At 72.4% G+C, this 15,333-nt stretch carries 15 protein-coding genes; 3 read left to right on the top strand and 12 right to left on the bottom strand.

The window, feature by feature from the left end; all coding sequences use genetic code 11:
- Window positions 1-61: 61 nt before the first annotated feature.
- Window positions 62-700 carry a DUF5995 family protein gene (locus ACIP8Z_RS28090; RefSeq protein WP_402088336.1) on the top strand — a complete coding sequence of 213 codons (639 nt, stop codon included), beginning with the start codon at window positions 62-64 and terminating at the stop codon, window positions 698-700.
- Window positions 701-748: 48 nt separating this feature from the next.
- Here the strand turns inward: ACIP8Z_RS28090 and ACIP8Z_RS28085 are convergent, their stop codons facing one another.
- A complete protein-coding gene (locus ACIP8Z_RS28085; RefSeq protein ID WP_355963711.1) occupies window positions 749-2,446 on the bottom strand; it encodes an NAD(P)/FAD-dependent oxidoreductase in 1,698 nt (565 codons plus the stop codon).
- 67 nt (window positions 2,447-2,513) lie between these two features.
- The gene (locus ACIP8Z_RS28080) at window positions 2,514-3,320 is read right to left on the bottom strand and encodes a carbon-nitrogen hydrolase family protein (RefSeq protein WP_402088138.1); all 807 of its coding nucleotides are present in this window, start codon (window positions 3,318-3,320) and stop codon (window positions 2,514-2,516) included.
- Between the two features lie 287 nt (window positions 3,321-3,607).
- Here ACIP8Z_RS28080 and ACIP8Z_RS28075 point away from each other — a divergent pair, with 287 nt between their 5' ends.
- The gene (locus ACIP8Z_RS28075) at window positions 3,608-4,174 is read left to right on the top strand and encodes a Repetin (protein WP_402088135.1); all 567 of its coding nucleotides are present in this window, start codon (window positions 3,608-3,610) and stop codon (window positions 4,172-4,174) included.
- A 104-nt stretch (window positions 4,175-4,278) separates the two neighbouring features.
- Here ACIP8Z_RS28075 and ACIP8Z_RS28070 read toward each other — a convergent pair whose 3' ends face one another.
- The gene (locus ACIP8Z_RS28070) at window positions 4,279-4,734 is read right to left on the bottom strand and encodes an Lrp/AsnC family transcriptional regulator (protein WP_015032260.1); all 456 of its coding nucleotides are present in this window, start codon (window positions 4,732-4,734) and stop codon (window positions 4,279-4,281) included.
- Window positions 4,735-4,744: 10 nt separating this feature from the next.
- Window positions 4,745-6,232, bottom strand: coding sequence for an amino acid permease (locus ACIP8Z_RS28065; protein WP_383585250.1), 1,488 nt, complete (start codon window positions 6,230-6,232; stop codon window positions 4,745-4,747).
- Between the two features lie 289 nt (window positions 6,233-6,521).
- Between ACIP8Z_RS28065 and ACIP8Z_RS28060 the strand changes: the two genes are divergently transcribed.
- Window positions 6,522-7,586: a GDSL-type esterase/lipase family protein gene (locus ACIP8Z_RS28060; RefSeq protein WP_402088132.1), complete on the top strand. Its 1,065-nt coding sequence runs from the start codon at window positions 6,522-6,524 to the stop codon at window positions 7,584-7,586.
- On the opposite strand, the gene ACIP8Z_RS28055 is transcribed toward ACIP8Z_RS28060, so the two are convergent.
- The 8 genes from ACIP8Z_RS28055 to fmt all read right to left on the bottom strand — a co-directional run bounded on the left by ACIP8Z_RS28055 (window position 7,567) and on the right by fmt (window position 15,170).
- On the bottom strand, window positions 7,567-8,091 hold the full coding sequence (locus ACIP8Z_RS28055) for a GNAT family N-acetyltransferase (protein ID WP_402088129.1): 525 nt from the start codon (window positions 8,089-8,091) through the stop codon (window positions 7,567-7,569). The genes ACIP8Z_RS28060 and ACIP8Z_RS28055 overlap by 20 nt on opposite strands.
- A 75-nt stretch (window positions 8,092-8,166) precedes the next feature.
- A complete protein-coding gene (locus ACIP8Z_RS28050) occupies window positions 8,167-9,609 on the bottom strand; it encodes a GuaB1 family IMP dehydrogenase-related protein (protein ID WP_402088126.1) in 1,443 nt (480 codons plus the stop codon).
- 105 nt (window positions 9,610-9,714) lie between these two features.
- The gene (locus ACIP8Z_RS28045) at window positions 9,715-10,047 is read right to left on the bottom strand and encodes a barstar family protein (protein ID WP_402088124.1); all 333 of its coding nucleotides are present in this window, start codon (window positions 10,045-10,047) and stop codon (window positions 9,715-9,717) included.
- The gene (locus tag ACIP8Z_RS28040) at window positions 10,037-10,495 is read right to left on the bottom strand and encodes a ribonuclease domain-containing protein (protein ID WP_402088121.1); all 459 of its coding nucleotides are present in this window, start codon (window positions 10,493-10,495) and stop codon (window positions 10,037-10,039) included. The genes ACIP8Z_RS28045 and ACIP8Z_RS28040 overlap by 11 nt, the downstream gene beginning before the upstream one ends.
- A 64-nt stretch (window positions 10,496-10,559) precedes the next feature.
- On the bottom strand, window positions 10,560-11,576 hold the full coding sequence (locus tag ACIP8Z_RS28035) for a sugar-binding transcriptional regulator (RefSeq protein WP_030316333.1): 1,017 nt from the start codon (window positions 11,574-11,576) through the stop codon (window positions 10,560-10,562).
- Window positions 11,577-11,756: 180 nt separating this feature from the next.
- Entirely contained in the window at window positions 11,757-12,440 is a 684-nt protein-coding gene (gene rpe, locus ACIP8Z_RS28030) for a ribulose-phosphate 3-epimerase (RefSeq protein ID WP_383868776.1), read from the bottom strand.
- A gap of 150 nt (window positions 12,441-12,590) precedes the next feature.
- Window positions 12,591-14,003 carry an RsmB/NOP family class I SAM-dependent RNA methyltransferase gene (locus ACIP8Z_RS28025; RefSeq protein WP_402088118.1) on the bottom strand — a complete coding sequence of 471 codons (1,413 nt, stop codon included), beginning with the start codon at window positions 14,001-14,003 and terminating at the stop codon, window positions 12,591-12,593.
- Between the two features lie 234 nt (window positions 14,004-14,237).
- A complete protein-coding gene (gene fmt / locus ACIP8Z_RS28020; protein WP_402088115.1) occupies window positions 14,238-15,170 on the bottom strand; it encodes a methionyl-tRNA formyltransferase in 933 nt (310 codons plus the stop codon).
- Between the last annotated feature and the right edge of the window lie 163 nt (window positions 15,171-15,333).

Raw genomic sequence — 15,333 nt, 5'->3', positions numbered from 1 at the left:
GACACAGCGGGTCGGGCGGCAGCCCGGCCCGTTCCTCGCGGTCGACCCCGTGGTGGACCGGATGCGGGCGTTCCGCTCGGCCTGGCATCCGGCCGACGGGGTCGCCGTCTTCAACCGGGTCTATCTGACCGTCACCGAGGAGATCGGCCACGCCATCGAGGCGGGCGGCTTCGCCGACCGGCGTGCCGCCACGACCCTCGACGTGCGGTTCGCCGAGCGGTACCTGACCGCGGTCGACGCGGCCGCGACCGGCCGCCCCTCCCCCGCCTGCTGGCGGCCGCTGTTCCGCTACCGCCGCCATCCCGGCGTACGGCCGCTGCAGTTCGCGCTGGCCGGGATCAACGCCCACATCGGCCACGACCTGGCCCTCGCGGTGGTCGACACCTGCCGGGTCCTGGAGTGCGCGCCCGCCGACCTGGAGGACGAGTTCGACCGGGTCGGCGACGTCCTGGTCCTCCTGGAGGAGCGCATCCGGGAGGAACTGATGCCGGGCCCGGACCTCCTGGAGATCGCGGACCCGCTGACCCATCTGCTCGGCTGCTGGAGCCTCGACCGGGCCCGCGACGGGGCCTGGCTGGCGGCGCGCTCGCTGTGGCAACTGCGCGGCCTGCCCGAGCTGGCCGAGGAGTTCACGGAACGCCTCGACCGCTCGGTGGGCCTGGTGGGGCGGATGCTCCTCACGCCCCTGACCAGGCCCTGAACCGGCCGGGCCGTGGTGGACCCGGCCGGGCCCCGATCCGTACGGGGATCAGTCCTCCGGCAGCTCGACCGGGGCGATCTCGTCGTACACGTCGCCCGGACCCGGGTTGGTGGCGTCGGTGCCTCCGCCGAAGTGGTGCATCACGCCCCACACCGCGTTGAGCGCCGTCTGCACCGCACCCTCGGCCCAGCCGGCCGTCCAGGAGATGTCGTCGCCCGCGAGGAAGATGCCCCGCTTGTCCTCGGGCAGCCGGTCCTGCATGAAGTGGGTGAAAAGGCGCCGCTGGTAGCGGTAGTGCCCGGGCAGGTTCGCCTTGAACGCGCCCATGAAGTAGGGCTCGTTCTCCCAGGAGACCGTCACCGGGTTGCCGATGATGTGCTTCCGGATGTCGACCTTCGGGTAGATCTCGCCGAGCGACTTCAGCATGACCTCCATCCGCTCGTTCGCGGACAGCGGCAGCCACTTCAGGCTGTCGTCGCACCAGGTGTACGACAGACAGATCGTGGCCGGCTTGTCCGGACCGTCGTCCAGGAGGTACGTGCCGCGGGTCATCCGGTCGGTCAGCGTCATCGACATCACGTCACGGCCGGTCTCCTCGTCCTTGTCCAGCCAGAACGGCCGGTCGACCGGGACGAAGAGCTTCGAGGACTCCATGTAGTGGGTGCGCTCGATCGCCGTCCAGTGGTCGATCGGGAAGAGCGAGTCGTCACAGGCGATCTTGGAGAGCAGCATCCAGGACTGGGCGGTGAAGATCGCCGCCTGGAAGGTGCGGATGTCGCCGGAGGCGTCGGTGACGGTGATCCGGTTGCCGGCGGTCCGGTTCAGCCGGGTCACGGCCGGCTTCGGGGTGCCCTCGTGCAGGGAGCTGAGCGAGGTGCCCTGCGCCCAGTGGACGATCTTCTCCGGCTCGCGCTCCCACAGGCGCAGCGGCAGCTGCTGCGAGCCGCCGACGATGCCGCGGTGGTGGTCGTCCGCCTCGGTGTAGACGACGCGGAGGATCTCCAGGATGGAGTTGGGGAAGTCGGTGTCCCAGCCGCCGGTGCCGAATCCGACCTGGCCGAAGATCTCGCGGTGGCGGAAGGACTTGAAGGACTCCGACTCGCAGAGGAAGCCGTAGAAGGTCTGGTTGTCGAGCTTCTCGACGAGCTTCGACCAGATCTCGCGGATGCGCGGGACGTCGCGCTCGCGCATGGCCTGGTTCATGTCGGAGAAGTCGGCGCCCTCGTCGAGGCAGGCGTTCCACGCGTTCATCACGTCGCGGTAGACCTGCGGGAGGTCGTCGACGGTGGTGGCGTAGTGCGACTCGCCCTTGAGGTCGACGACGGTCGAGGGGGTCGTCTCGGCCAGCGGGTTCGGGAAGGGCGTGGTCTCCAGGCCGACCAGGTCGATGTAGTGCTGGAGCGCGGTCGAGGAGGGCGGGAAGCGCATGGCGCCCATCTCGGCGGTGAGGCCCTCGGTGGCGGTGCCCTCGAAGCCGACGGTGCGCAGCCGGCCGCCGATCTGGTCGGCCTCGTAGACGACGGGCTTGAGGCCCATCTTCATCAGCTCGTACGCGGCGATGATGCCGGAGAGCCCGCCGCCGATGACGGCGACCTCGGTGCCGTGCTCGGTCGCCGGTATCTGGCCGAGCCCGGCCGGGTGGGCCAGGAAGTCGTCGTAGGCGTACGGGAAGTCCGGACCGAACATGGTGATCGGCGGCTGGCCGTCGCTGTGGGGGACGGCGGTCGTGGGCACCGTGGACGTCATGGGGTACGGACTCCTTGCACGGAAAAGAGGGTGAGGCCTGGCGACTGCGCGAGTGGGGCGGGGCGGCTCAGACGAGTGAGCCGTAGAGGCCCGGGCGCCGGTCGCGGAGGTAGGGGTTCTCCTCGCGGGAGGCCGCGAGGAAGGCCGGGTCGACATCGCCGAGGACGAGGTCCTCGCCGCGCCCGGCGCGGGCCCGGGCGGTGCCGTCGGGTCCCGCGAGGGCGGAGAGGCCGACGAACTCGAACGCGCCCTCCGGGCCGGTCCGGTTGGCGTACGCGATGTAGAGCTGGTTCTCGAAGGCGCGGACCGGCACCACGGACAGGGGTACGACCTCGGCGGGGTGCATGAGCGCGGTCGGTACGAGGAGGAGGTCCGTACCGGCCAGCGCGTGCGCCCGCACGTTCTCGGGGAACTCGACGTCGTAGCAGATCATCATGCCGACGGTGAGGCCGTCGAGCTCCGCCTGGACGACGGCACGGTCACCGGGGGTGAACCACTTCAGCTCGAAGTCTCCGAAGAGGTGGGTCTTCCGGTACCGCGCGAGCGAGACGCCGTCGGCGCCGATGAGCTGCGCGGAGTTGTACAGGACACCGTGCTGCCCGGTGTCCCGCTCCGGGTAGCCGTAGCCGACGGCCAGGCCGTGGCGCACGGCGATCGCCGCGACGGCGCGGGCGGAGGGGCCGTCGGCCGGCTCGGCCAGGCGCGCGATGTCGGCGCCGATGGCGTACCCGGTGAGGAAGAGCTCGGGGGCGAGCAGCAGTCCGGCACCGGCCGCGGCGGCGCGGCCGGCGGCCTCGTCGAGGATCTTGAGGTTGGCGGCCACGTCACCGAGTTCACCGGAGCTCTGGAGCAGGGCGGTGCGCAGCGCGGGCATGCGTGATCCTCGGGGGTCGAAGTACAGGGGGAAGACGTCAAAAACGGTACGGTTTCGCGCTCGGCCGGGACAAGACGGCAGCGTTGCGGACCGACCGTCGAACCGTTGCGCGATCGGCCGTGCGGGCGGCGATTCGTTGCGTACGGCTCCGACCGGGGTCGCGGTCCCTCTCCGCCGCGCGGCGGAGGCGGAACCGTCCTGCGGCTCGACGCCCGGCGGCGGGGGCCGCGGAAGAGTGGTGGTCGTCCGGAGAACCCCGGACGACCTGCCGAAAGGACCGCTTGGCCATGAACCGTCGTACGAAGATCGTCGCCGTCTCCGCCGCCGTTCTGCTCACCCTGGGGGCCGGGGGCATGGCCGCCGCCTCTGCGGACGACAGCCACCGCCCCGCCCCGGCCCAGGCCGCCGTCACGGAGGCCGCGGCCCTGACCGGTTCGGCGAAGCTGTACCGGCCGGCCGGGGACGACATCACGTTCACGTTCGACGCGCACCTCGCCCACAAGAACCGGAACGACGCGCTGGCCGCCACCGGCACCTTCCGCTACAGCCACTACAAGAACGGCGAGGGCGGCTCCGCAGAGGTGAAGGTCGACTGCCTGGCGACGGGCGGCAAGGTGGCCACCGTGACGGGCATCGTCACCAAGACCGACGTGCCGGGGCTCCTGCACAAGCGGGTCGGCGTGTCGGTGCACGACGACGGCCGGCACGACCGGCTCGGCTACAGCTGGCTCGCCTCGAACCCGACGAAGGACGAGGTGCCCCCGTGCAACGCCGCGGCGCCGTACGAGCGGGTCAAGGCCGGCACCGGCGACTTCCAGGTCCTGCCGTGGAAGTTCGACTACCCGACGAAGTAGATCGCCGGCCGCGCGCGTCGGACCGCCCCACGGGGGTGGGCGGGCGAGGGGCGGTGCGGGAACCACGGCCCGCGCCGCCCCGACAGCCGGCGTCCCCGCAGGGGTTACGCGGGCGAGCCCGAGGAGAAGCGCCGCAGCAGCGGCGACAGCACAAGGACGGACTTGGTGCGCTCCACGAAGGGCTCGCCCGCGATCCGCTCCAGGACCCGCTCGAAGTGGCGCATGTCCGAGGCGAAGACCTGGACGACGGCGTCCGCGTCACCAGTGACGGTCGACGCGGACACCACCTCAGGGTACCGCTCCAGACCTCGCCGGATGTCGTCCGGCGAGGTGTTGTGGCGACAGTAGATCTCGACGAAGCCCTCGGTCTCCCAGCCGAGCGCCGCCGGGTCCACCCGTACGGTGAATCCGGTGATGGCGCCCTCGGCCCTGAGCCGGTCCACACGCCGCTTCACGGCGGGGGCGGAGAGTCCGACGAGCGAGCCGATGTCGGCGTAGCTGCGGCGGGCGTCTTCCGCGAGGGCGTGGACGATGCGTTCGTCGAGGTCGTTGAGTCGCACTACGGGTGGATCACTTCTCTGCTGAGGTCTCTGCCACGGTCGGCGCGGAGGCCAGTCGGGAGCGGCGCATGCCGTACAGGAAGTAGAACACGAGGCCCGCGGCCATCCAGCAACCGAAGACCACCCAGGTGACCGAGTCCAGGCTGAACATGTTGTACACGCAGAACAGGAAGCCCAGGATCGGGAAGGTCCAGCCGAGCGGCACGCGGAAGGTGCGGTCCATGGTCGGGCGGGTGCGGCGCAGCACGATCACCGCGATGTTGACCAGGGCGAAGGCGAACAGGGTGCCGATGCTGGTGGCGTCGACGAGCTTGCCCAGCGGGATGACGGAGGCGAGGGCGCCGCAGAACAGCGACACGAGGACGGTGTTGACCCTCGGGGTGCCGGTCTTGGCGTTGACCTTCCCGAAGACCTTGGGGACGAGGCCGTCGCGGGACATCGCGAAGAGCACGCGGGTCTGGCCGTAGAGGACGGTGAGGACGACGCTGGCGATCGAGATGACGGCGCCGGCGGCGAGCAGGGTGCCCCAGAACTTCTGGCCGCTGACGTCGTTCATGATCGCGGCGAGAGTGGCCTCGGAGCCGTCGAAGTCCTTCCAGTTCCACGCACCGACCGCGACGGCCGCGACCAGGACGTAGAGCACGGTGACGATGAGCAGCGAGAGCATGATCGCGCGGGGCAGGTCGCGCTTCGGGTCCTTCGCCTCCTCACCGGCGGTGGAGGCGGCGTCGAAGCCGATGTAGGAGAAGAAGAGGCTCGCGCCGGCGGCGCTGACGCCGGCCATGCCGAGCGGCATGAAGTCGGCGTAGTTGCCGGACTTGAAGCCCATGAAGCCGATGGCGCAGAAGAGCACCAGCGCGGCGATCTTCACGAAGACCATGATGGTGTTGACGACGGCGGACTCGCGGGCGCCACCGAGCAGGAAGACCATCGCGAGCAGGACGACGATCAGGCCGGGCAGGTTGATGAAACCGCCCTCGCCCGGGGCGGAGGAGAGCGCGTCGGGGATGGTGACCCCGATCGTTCCGTCGAGCAGCTCGTTGAGGTACTCGCCCCAGCCGACGGCCACGGCGGCGACCGAGACGCCGTACTCCAGGACCAGGCACCAGCCGCAGACCCAGGCGACGAGTTCGCCCATCGTTGCGTAAGCGTACGAGTAGGAGGAACCCGCGACCGGTATGGAGCCGGCCAGCTCGGCGTACGAGAGGGCGGAGAAGAGCGCCGTGAGGCCGGCGATGACGAAGGCGACGGTGACCGCGGGGCCTGCCTTCGGAACGGCGTCACCGAGGACGACGAAGATGCCGGTGCCGAGCGTGGCACCGATGCTGATCATGGTCAGCTGCCACATGGAGAGCGAGCGGCGGAGATTGCCACCCTCGCCCTGCCCACCCTCTGCGACCAGCTGTTCCACCGGCTTGCGCCGGGTCAGTGCGCCGAGAGCGGAGGTCTTGCGGGTGGCCGATTCCTCGACCGGTGGGGCTGCGCCATGGTCCAGCACTGCGGAGGCTCCTTATCGCTGCCTGTCGTCGTGACGTGGGACCGCAGCGGTGCGTGGGCATGACGAAAGAGGCCCACGGGGGAGGGGAACCGCCGAGCAGGCGGTCCCCGCCACTCCTGGTACGAGGCATGAGCCTAAGGGGCAGAGGTTCGCACTCGTAATGCAGGGTTGTTGCGCACTGCCGAATGATCATTGCGCGCTCGGGTCGCAGACGGGGAAACATTGCGCTCCCCCGCATGAATCCACACATTGGGGGTGTGAACCGGGCTCCCGCGAGCATTGACTCCTCATGCCCCGTGACCCACGCTGCGAGCCCACGACGACCCCCCGATCGGAGGCGGAGGTGGGCTGGCTCGACCCGGCGCCGTTCCTGCGCGGTACGGCCTGGCTGGACGGGAACCGGCCGGTACGCGCCGATCCCGACGACCTGGAACGGCTGCCGTGGGACGTCGCCGAGCGGGCCGCGCTGCCCATCGGCGTACGAGTGGAGTTCACGGCCGCCCCCGGCACGCGCGCGGTGCGGCTGCGCTACCGGGCGGCCGTCCCTGAGCCCGACGACCCGCTCGCCGGACTCCGCCACTGCTTCGCGCTCTGGAGCGGTACGCGGCTCGTCGGCGAGGCCTGTGCCGCCCCGGCCCCCGAGGCCACCGTCACGCTCCCGCTGCCCCCGGGCGGCGGCGTCTTCACCGTCCACCTCCCGGAGGGCCAGGCACCGGTGCCGCTCGCCCTGCGGGCCGTCGGCGGGGCCCTCTCCCCCGCCCCCGCGCAGCCCCGCTGGCTGGTCCACGGCGACTCCATCACCGAGGGCTGGTGGTCGACCCGCCCCGCCCACTCCTGGCCGGCCACGGCGGGACGGCTCCTCGGCCTCGACGCGGTGAACCTCGGGTACGCGGGCGGGGCACGCGGCGAACTCCCGCTCGCCGAACACCTGGCGCGGCTCCCCGGCGAGGTGATCACCCTCGCGTTCGGCACCAACTGCTGGTCCACGGTGCCCGCGACGGCCGACTGGCTCTACGCCACCGTCCGGGCCTTCGTGGGCCTGGTCCGGCAAGGGCACCCGGACACCCCGCTGATGATCGTCTCGCCCGTGCTGCGCCCGGCGGCCGAGCACACCCGCAACGTCCTCGGAGCGACCCTCACGGAGCTGCGCAGGGCCATGGAGCGGGCCGGCCGGGACCTGGCGGCCGAGGGCGACACACGGCTCCTGGTCCTCCCGGGGCGGCCCCTGCTCGGCCCGGAGCACCTGGCGGACGGACTGCACCCGAACGACCGGGGCCACGCCAGGATCGCGGCGGCCGTCGCGGAGGCCCTCAGCGGGGTCCTGGAGCCCCCGCTCAGGCGTCCGGCGCCGTGAGCTCCCTGACCAGGAAGGTGCACGGGTCGGCCTCGTCGTGCGGGCGCCCGTCCGCGTCCGTCCAGCTCCAGCGGTCCGTGTACGCGACGACGGGGGCGTAGCCGAGCCGGGCGTACAGCGCCGCCGCGCGCGGGTTGTCGCGGCCCACACCGAGCCCCAGGACGGTCCCGCCGCGCTCGCGCGCGAGCTCCTCGGCCGCGTGGATCAGGGCCGTACCGATGCCCTGTCCCCGGAGCCCGGCCCGTACGTCGAGGCCGTTGAACTCCGGGCACCCCCCGACCGCGGCCCGCACCTCGGGGGCCGCGCAGCCGTCCCAGCGGACCTGTCCGTGGCCCACGGGCACGCCGCCCCGCCAGGCGAGGAGGTACGTGCCCGTCCCGGCCTCCTGGCGCGCGAACCGGTCCGCGTGGCGGGTCGGCGCGCCGGGCGCGGGCAGGTGCCGGTCGAGCAGGGGCAGGTCGGCGGCGCGGCAGGGCCGGATCTCCGTACGGTCCAGTTGGTCCATGCGGCGACCGTACGGGACGACAGCGGGCCCCCGGGAAGGTTCCCGGGGGCCCGCTCAGGTCACGACGTGACGGGACTAGCTCCAGCTGGCGTGCAGCGGCTTGCCCTCGGCGTAGCCCGCGGCGGACTGGATGCCGATCACGGCCTTCTCCTCGAACTCGGCGAGCGAGCCGGCACCGGCGTAGGTGCAGGAGGAGCGGACGCCCGCGATGATCGAGTCGATCAGGTCCTCGACGCCCGGACGAGCCGGGTCGAGGAACATGCGCGAGGTGGAGATGCCCTCCTCGAAGAGACCCTTGCGGGCGCGGTCGTAGGCCGACTCCTCGCTCGTGCGGTTCTGCACGGCGCGGGCCGAGGCCATGCCGAAGGACTCCTTGTACGGGCGGCCGTCGGCGGTGTGCTGGAGGTCGCCCGGGGACTCGTACGTCCCGGCGAACCAGGAGCCGATCATCACGTTGGACGCGCCGGCGGCGAGCGCCATGGCGACATCGCGCGGGTGCCGGACGCCACCGTCGGCCCAGACGTGCTTGCCGAACTTCTTGGCCTCGGCGGCGCACTCCAGGACGGCGGAGAACTGCGGGCGGCCGACGCCGGTCATCATGCGCGTGGTGCACATGGCGCCGGGGCCCACGCCGACCTTGATGATGTCCGCGCCGGCCTCGATGAGGTCGCGCACACCCTCGGCGGCGACGATGTTGCCGGCGACGATCGGAACCTGCGGGTCGAGGGCGCGCACGGCCTTGATCGCGGCGATCATCGACTCCTGGTGGCCGTGCGCCGTGTCGATGACGAGCGTGTCGACGCCCGCGTCGAGCAGCTGCTTGGCCTTGCCCACGAAGTCGCCGTTGATGCCGACCGCGGCGGCGATGCGCAGCTTGCCATCGGCGTCGGTGGCCGGGGTGTAGAGGGTCGCGCGGAGCGCGCCCTTGCGGGTCAGGATGCCGACGAGACGGCCGTCCTTGTCCACGGCCGGCGCGTAGCGGCGGTTGGCGTGGTCGAGCGTGTTGAAGGCGTCGCGCGGCTCGATGTCGGCGTCGAGGAGCAGCAGGTCCTTCGACATGACCTCGGAGAGCTGCGTGAAGCGGTCCACCCCGGACAGGTCGGCGTCGGTGACGACACCGACCGGACGACGGTCCTCGTCGACGACGACGGCGGCGTCGTGCGCCCGCTTGGGCAGCAGCGAGAGCGCGTCGGCGACGGTCTGGTGGGGGGCGAGGACGATCGGGGTGTCGAGCACGTGGTGGCGGCTCTTGACCCACGAGATGACGTCGGTGACGACCTCGATCGGGATGTCCTGCGGGATGACGACCAGTCCGCCCCGGCGGGCGACGGTCTCGGCCATACGGCGGCCGGCGATGGCGGTCATGTTGGCCACGACCAGCGGGATCGTGGTCCCGGTTCCGTCCGGCGAGGAGAGGTCCACCGCCTGGCGGGAACCGACGGCCGAGCGGCTCGGCACCATGAACACATCGTCGTACGTCAGGTCGTAGGGCGGCTTGACGTCATTGAGGAAACGCACGTGCTGACATCCCAGTCGTTCGGATCGGCCCCTAGGCATTTCAGCCAGGGGAAAAAGCACGTAGTTCATTGTCCCACGCCCGTACGCATACCATCCCCGGGCTAATCATCCGAGGCTTGCGGCAGAGGCTTCGTCGGATCCTCCGAAAGCCTCTCCGAGGGCGACGAGGACCATGAGGCGGGTGGGGCGCTGGTCCACGGCTGTGGCGAAGACGTCCTGGGCGGTCCGCCACTCGCGCGGGCGCGTCCTGGCGTACTCCCGCCAGCCGGTGACGACGAGGGTGACCGGCTCGGGCAGATCGGTGAGGCAGTCGGCGAGGGCGTCCCAGTTCCGGCCGAACCAGTCGGGCAGGGCGAGGACGGTGACGCACCGGTCCATGAGTCCGGCCTTGTCCGTGACGCCGGTCAGGTCGAGGACGAGGGGATCGTCAATCCTCATCCGTGATCACCTCCCGGAAGCTCTCGTAGTGGTCGTCGGTCCAGTAGATCTCGCCGTCCCGCCCGGTGACGATCCGGCGCGCCCCGCGGTCGCGTTCGCCGGGGGTCCGCACGGTGTACTCGCGGTAGTAGCCGCGTTGCTCGCGGGGCAGGATCCGCTCGAAGTTGGAGAAGACGGCGCCGTCCTTGGCGTACGGGTAGGGGCCGCCGCGCGCGATGAGGTCGAGCGTCCTGCGCGCCTCGGGCGGCAGGTCGGCGGCCCGCACGGTGGGCAGTCCGGAGGTTCCGGTGGGCGCCGCCGCCTCGGCGGTGGCGCCGAGGGTGCTGCGGGCGGGGGCGGCCGGTCCGCCACCGCCGCCCGACGAGGAGCACCCGGCCAGGAAGACGCAGAGGACGAGTCCGACGAGTCCGACGAGCCCGGTGAGCATGCGCGAGGGCCGGAGCAACATGTCCCGAACATACCGTTACGGGATGGCTCCGGCCCTCGATCGACTCCGCTGACGAGGTCCTCGTTCAGACGCCGTCCGGGTCCGTCCGGTCGAGCGCCGGGTGCGTCCCCGGGCTGGACTCGGTGAGCAGGTAGTCCGCCGCGGCGCGGTCGGTGACCAGGCTGGTGACGAGGCCGGAGCGGAGCACCGCGCCGATCGCCGCCGCCTTGCGCTGGCCGCCCGCGATGGCGACGACCTCGGGGATCCGGCGCAGCCGGTCCGCCTCGACGGTGATGCAGCGCTCGCCCAGGTCGCGGCCGACCCGGCGCCCCTCGGCGTCGAAGAGGTGCGCGGACATCTCGGCGGCGACGCCGAGCGAGGCGTAGTGGGCGCGTTCCTCGTCCGAGAGCATGTCGTGGACGGTCGAGATGCCCGGCTCCCAGGAGCCGATGGAGACGCAGGCGACGGTCACCTTGTCGAAGTACTCGAAGGCCCGCGCGATACCGGTCTGGCTGCGCAGCGCGGCCGCGGTCGCCGGGTCCGGCAGCAGCATGGGCGCGTAGATCGGGTGCGCCTCGCCGCCGGAGACCTGGGCGGCGCGGCGGACGGCCTCGACGGAGCCGCGCTCGGCGGTCCCGGCGTCGTACACACCGGTGAGCTGGACGACGGTGCACGGGGGCAGCCGGTCGAGCGCGGCCGCCATGTGGATGGTGGAGCGGCCCCAGGCGAGGCCCAGGACGTCGCCCTCGGTGACGAGCTCGCCGAGCAGGTCGGCCGCGACCTCGCCGAGGTTCTCGGGGTCGGGCGACTCGTCCTCGCCCTCCGCCGGGGACTCGACGACGACGGCGTGACGGAGCCCGTAGCGGGCACGGAGCGCGTCGGAGCGCTCGGCGTCCAGCTCGGCCGGTACGCGGATCTCGATGCGTACGAGATCACGCTCCAGGGCGGTCTCCAGGACCCGGGCCACCTTGAAGCGGCTCACGCCGAACTCCTCGGCGATCTGGATCTTGGACTTGCCCTCGAGGTAGAAGCGACGGGCCATGGCCGCCGCCTGCACCAGCTCCGCGGGGCCCATCCGCAGGGCTGACCGTCCCGCCGACATACCCGCCACCGCGATCTCCTCACCTGTTCACGTACCGCTGTTCACGTACCGACGTTCATGTACCGCTGTTCGCGTACCGCTGTCGTTCACACTCTGGACTCGCCGTCCATCCTGTCAGATACGGCGGGCCTTGATCAGTCCTGTCGGCGGCCCGACGGACCGCGTTCATCAGCCGGAGGCTCAGTGGCCACACGCCCACGGGGCGGCGGCCGTCGCGGCCTCCGCGCGGGCCCGCAGCGAGGCGACGGCGGCGGCCGGGTCGGCCGCGCCGTAGACCGCGGAGCCCGCCACGAAGACATCGGCGCCGGCCTCCGCGCACCGCTCGATCGTGGACTCGGCGACCCCGCCGTCGACCTGGAGCCACAGCTCCAGACCGTGCTTGGAGATCAGCTCACGGGTACGGCGGATCTTGGGCAGCATGATGTCGAGGAAGGCCTGACCGCCGAAGCCGGGCTCGACGGTCATGATCAGCAGCATGTCGAGCTCGGGGAGCAGGTCCTCGTACGGCTCGATGGGCGTGGCCGGCTTGAGCGCCATCGAGGCGCGCGCGCCCTTGGCCCGGATCTCGCGCGCGAGCCGGACGGGCGCCGCGGCCGCCTCGACGTGGAAGGTCACCGAACCGGCACCCGCCTCGACGTACTGGGGCGCCCAGCGGTCGGGGTCCTCGATCATCAGATGGCAGTCGAGGGGGGTGTCGGTCGCGCGGGCGAGCGACTCCACGATCGGCACACCCAGGGTCAGGTTGGGCACGAAGTGGTTGTCCATCACATCGACGTGGAGCCAGTCGGCCCCGTCGACGGCCTTCGCCTCATCGGCGAGCCGGGCGAAGTCCGCGGACAGAATGCTGGGGTTGATCTGCGCCATGAGCCAAGCCTCCCACGTTCTTGGGTACTTCTTTGCCGCCGAGCGGTTTCGGATGCGGTCCAGACCATTTTCGGTGCGAAGCGACGAGCCGGGACCCGCGCAGACCGGGATATTACGGTCAGGTGATCGAAGGGCCGGCGGACCGCGGGGTCACGCCGTGCGGCGGATGAGCGCCAGATACATGGCGTCCGTGCCGTGCAGATGCGGCCAGAGCTGAAGGTCCGGACCGTCGCCGAGCGCCGGTACGCCCGGCAGCAGCGGGCGGGCGTCGATCAGCTCGGCGCCGCCGACCTTCTTCAGGACGTCGTCGACGACCACCCGGGTCTCGGCGAGGTGCGGCGAGCAGGTCGCGTACCCCACGACACCGCCGACGCGGACCGCTCCGAGCGCCTCCGTGAGCAGGGCGCGCTGGAGCGGCGCGAAGCCGTCCAGGTCCTCGGGGCGACGGCGCCAGCGGGCCTCGGGGCGGCGGCGCAGGGCGCCGAGGCCCGAGCAGGGCACGTCCATCAGGACCCGGTCGAAGGAGCCGGGGCGCCACGGCGGGCGGGTGCCGTCGGCGGCGATCACCTGGTACGGGCCGGGGTTGCCGGCGAGGGCGCGCTCGACGAGGCGCGCACGGTGCGGCTGCTTCTCGGAGGCGAGCAGGGCGGCGCCCCGCTCGGAGGCGAGGGCCGCCAGGAGCGCGGCCTTGCCGCCGGGGCCCGCGCAGCCGTCGAGCCAGCGGGCGTCGGGGCCGTCGAGCGGCGCGTTGGCGAGGGCGATCGCGACGAGCTGGCTGCCCTCGTCCTGGACGCCGGCCCGGCCGTCCTTGACCGCCTCGATGGCGCCGGGCTCGCCGCCCTCGGCCATCCGCACGGCGTACGGCGACCAGCGGCCCGGCAGGGTCTCGGTGGCCTCGGCGAGCTCGTCGGTGGTGGACCGGCCGGGACGGGCGACGAGGGTGACCTCGGGGCGCTCGTTGTCGGCCTCCAGGAGGTCCTCGATCCCGGCGCGGCCGCCGCCGAGGGAGTCCCAGAGCGCCGAGACGACCCAGCGGGGGTGCGAGTGGACGACGGCGAGGTGGTCCTCGGGGTCCGCGTCGTACGGCGGGGCGACCTGCGCCACCCAGGCGTCGAGGTCCTGCTGCGAGATCTTCCGCAGCACGGCGTTCACGAACTTGGCCCGCCCGTCGCCGAGCACGACCCGCGCCAGCTCGACACTGGCGGAGACGGCGGCGTGGGTGGGGATCCGGGTGCCGAGCAGCTGGTGGGCGCCGAGCGCGAGCACGTCGAGGACGGGCGGGTCGACCTCGCGCAGCGGCCGGTCGATGCAGGCGGCGATGATCGCGTCGTACGTGCCCTGGCGGCGCAGCGTCCCGTAGACCAGCTCGGTCGCGAGCGCCGCGTCCCGGCCGTCGAAGCTGCCGCCCTCGCGGGCCTTCTTGAGGAGCGGCGGCAGCACCAGGTTCGCGTAGGCGTCCCGCTCGTCCACCGCCCTCAGCGCCTCGAAGGCGAGCATCCGGACGGGGTCCTTCTGGGGCCGCCGGTAGGGCTTGTGGGGACGGCGACGTGCCTGCTCGCTCAAAGGTGCTCCGCGTGACGAAATGACGAGGTCGAACCCCCCAAGCCTACGTCCGCCGCGCCCCCACCCGCTCCCGGCCCCGGAGAGGCCTCGGCGTCCCCTCGCCGCCCGGGCCCGCGGGGACCCGTCGGCGCCCCTCGGCACCCGGGCCCGCGGAGACGCCGCCTCCCGCCGGCGCCCGGGCCGGCTGGGGGATCGCCTTCCCCGACAGCCGGGCCCGCCGGAGGCCTCATGGCCTCAGACCCCGAGGACCTCGCCCGGCGCGATGCGCACGCCGCGCGCCCAGTCGGCGGCCTTCATCGGCTTCTTGCCCTGGGGCTGCACCCAGAGCAGCTCGACGGCGTACGAGCCGGTGCCCGCGTACACGTTGTTCTTGCCCGAGACGAGCTGCCCCGGGGCCAGGTCGGTGCGGTCGGGCAGCGGGGTGACCTGGATCAGCTTGAGGCGCTCGCCCCGGAAGACCGTCCAGGCACCGGGGGCCGGGGTGCAGCCGCGGACCACCCGGTCCACCCGCAGCGCGGGGGCGGCGAAATCGACGTGGGCGTCCTCGACCTGGATCTTCGGCGCGAGCGTGATCCCCTCGACCGGCTGCGGCACGGCCTGGAGCGAGCCGTCCTCGATGCCGTCCATGGTGGCGGCGAGCAGCCCGGCACCCGCGAACGCGAGCCGGGTGAGCAGGTCGCCGCTGGTGTCGGTGGGCCGGATGTCCTCGGTGACGACGCCGTAGACCGGGCCGGAGTCCAGGCCCTCCTCGATCAGGAAGGTGGACGCGCCCGTGACCTCGTCGCCCGCCATCAGCGCGTGCTGCACGGGGGCGGCGCCCCGCCAGGCCGGCAGCAGCGAGAAGTGCAGGTTGACCCAGCCCCTGGCGGGGATGTCGAGGGCGACCTTGGGCAGCAGCGCGCCGTAGGCGACGACCGGGCAGCAGTCCGGGGCGATCTCCCGCAGCCGGGCGAGGAAATCCTCGTCCCGGGGCCTGGCCGGCTTCAGGACCTCGATCCCGGCCTCCTCCGCCCGCTGGGCCACCGGGCTGGCGACGAGCCGCCGGCCGCGCCCCGCCGGGGCGTCCGGCCGGGTGACGACGGCGGCCACCTCGTGCCGGCCGGAGGCGAGCAGGGCGTCCAGGGCGGGAACGGCGACCTCGGGGGTGCCTGCGAAGACGAGCTTCATGAGTGGCGACTGCCTGTCTCTCCGGGGGCTTTACGGGCAGCGCACCAGTCTAGGGCGCGTCCGGCTCCCGGGCGCCGGGGCCCCGACGCCCCTGACGGAGGGGGCGTACGGAAGGACGAGCGCCCCGCGCATATGCGTGTACGCCCCCGCAGCGTGACCCAAC

Source organism: Streptomyces sp. NPDC088553 (assembly GCF_044752965.1).
Classification (GTDB): Bacteria; Actinomycetota; Actinomycetes; order Streptomycetales; family Streptomycetaceae; genus Streptomyces.
Note: the sequence above shows the minus strand (reverse complement) of the source record. Positions and strands in the feature narration are given on the sequence as shown.

What these genes read in the sequence shown, in the direction of transcription:
- ACIP8Z_RS28090 (WP_402088336.1), top strand. Translation starts at nt 62, where the DNA reads ATGCGGGCGTTCCGCTCGGCCTGGCATCCGGCCGACGGGGTCGCCGTC.
- ACIP8Z_RS28085 (WP_355963711.1), bottom strand. Translation starts at nt 2,446, where the DNA reads ATGACGTCCACGGTGCCCACGACCGCCGTCCCCCACAGCGACGGCCAG.
- ACIP8Z_RS28080 (WP_402088138.1), bottom strand. Translation starts at nt 3,320, where the DNA reads ATGCCCGCGCTGCGCACCGCCCTGCTCCAGAGCTCCGGTGAACTCGGT.
- ACIP8Z_RS28075 (WP_402088135.1), top strand. Translation starts at nt 3,608, where the DNA reads ATGAACCGTCGTACGAAGATCGTCGCCGTCTCCGCCGCCGTTCTGCTC.
- ACIP8Z_RS28060 (WP_402088132.1), top strand. Translation starts at nt 6,522, where the DNA reads ATGCCCCGTGACCCACGCTGCGAGCCCACGACGACCCCCCGATCGGAG.
- ACIP8Z_RS28055 (WP_402088129.1), bottom strand. Translation starts at nt 8,091, where the DNA reads ATGGACCAACTGGACCGTACGGAGATCCGGCCCTGCCGCGCCGCCGAC.
- ACIP8Z_RS28045 (WP_402088124.1), bottom strand. Translation starts at nt 10,047, where the DNA reads ATGAGGATTGACGATCCCCTCGTCCTCGACCTGACCGGCGTCACGGAC.
- ACIP8Z_RS28040 (WP_402088121.1), bottom strand. Translation starts at nt 10,495, where the DNA reads ATGTTGCTCCGGCCCTCGCGCATGCTCACCGGGCTCGTCGGACTCGTC.
- ACIP8Z_RS28035 (WP_030316333.1), bottom strand. Translation starts at nt 11,576, where the DNA reads ATGTCGGCGGGACGGTCAGCCCTGCGGATGGGCCCCGCGGAGCTGGTG.
- rpe (WP_383868776.1), bottom strand. Translation starts at nt 12,440, where the DNA reads ATGGCGCAGATCAACCCCAGCATTCTGTCCGCGGACTTCGCCCGGCTC.
- fmt (WP_402088115.1), bottom strand. Translation starts at nt 15,170, where the DNA reads ATGAAGCTCGTCTTCGCAGGCACCCCCGAGGTCGCCGTTCCCGCCCTG.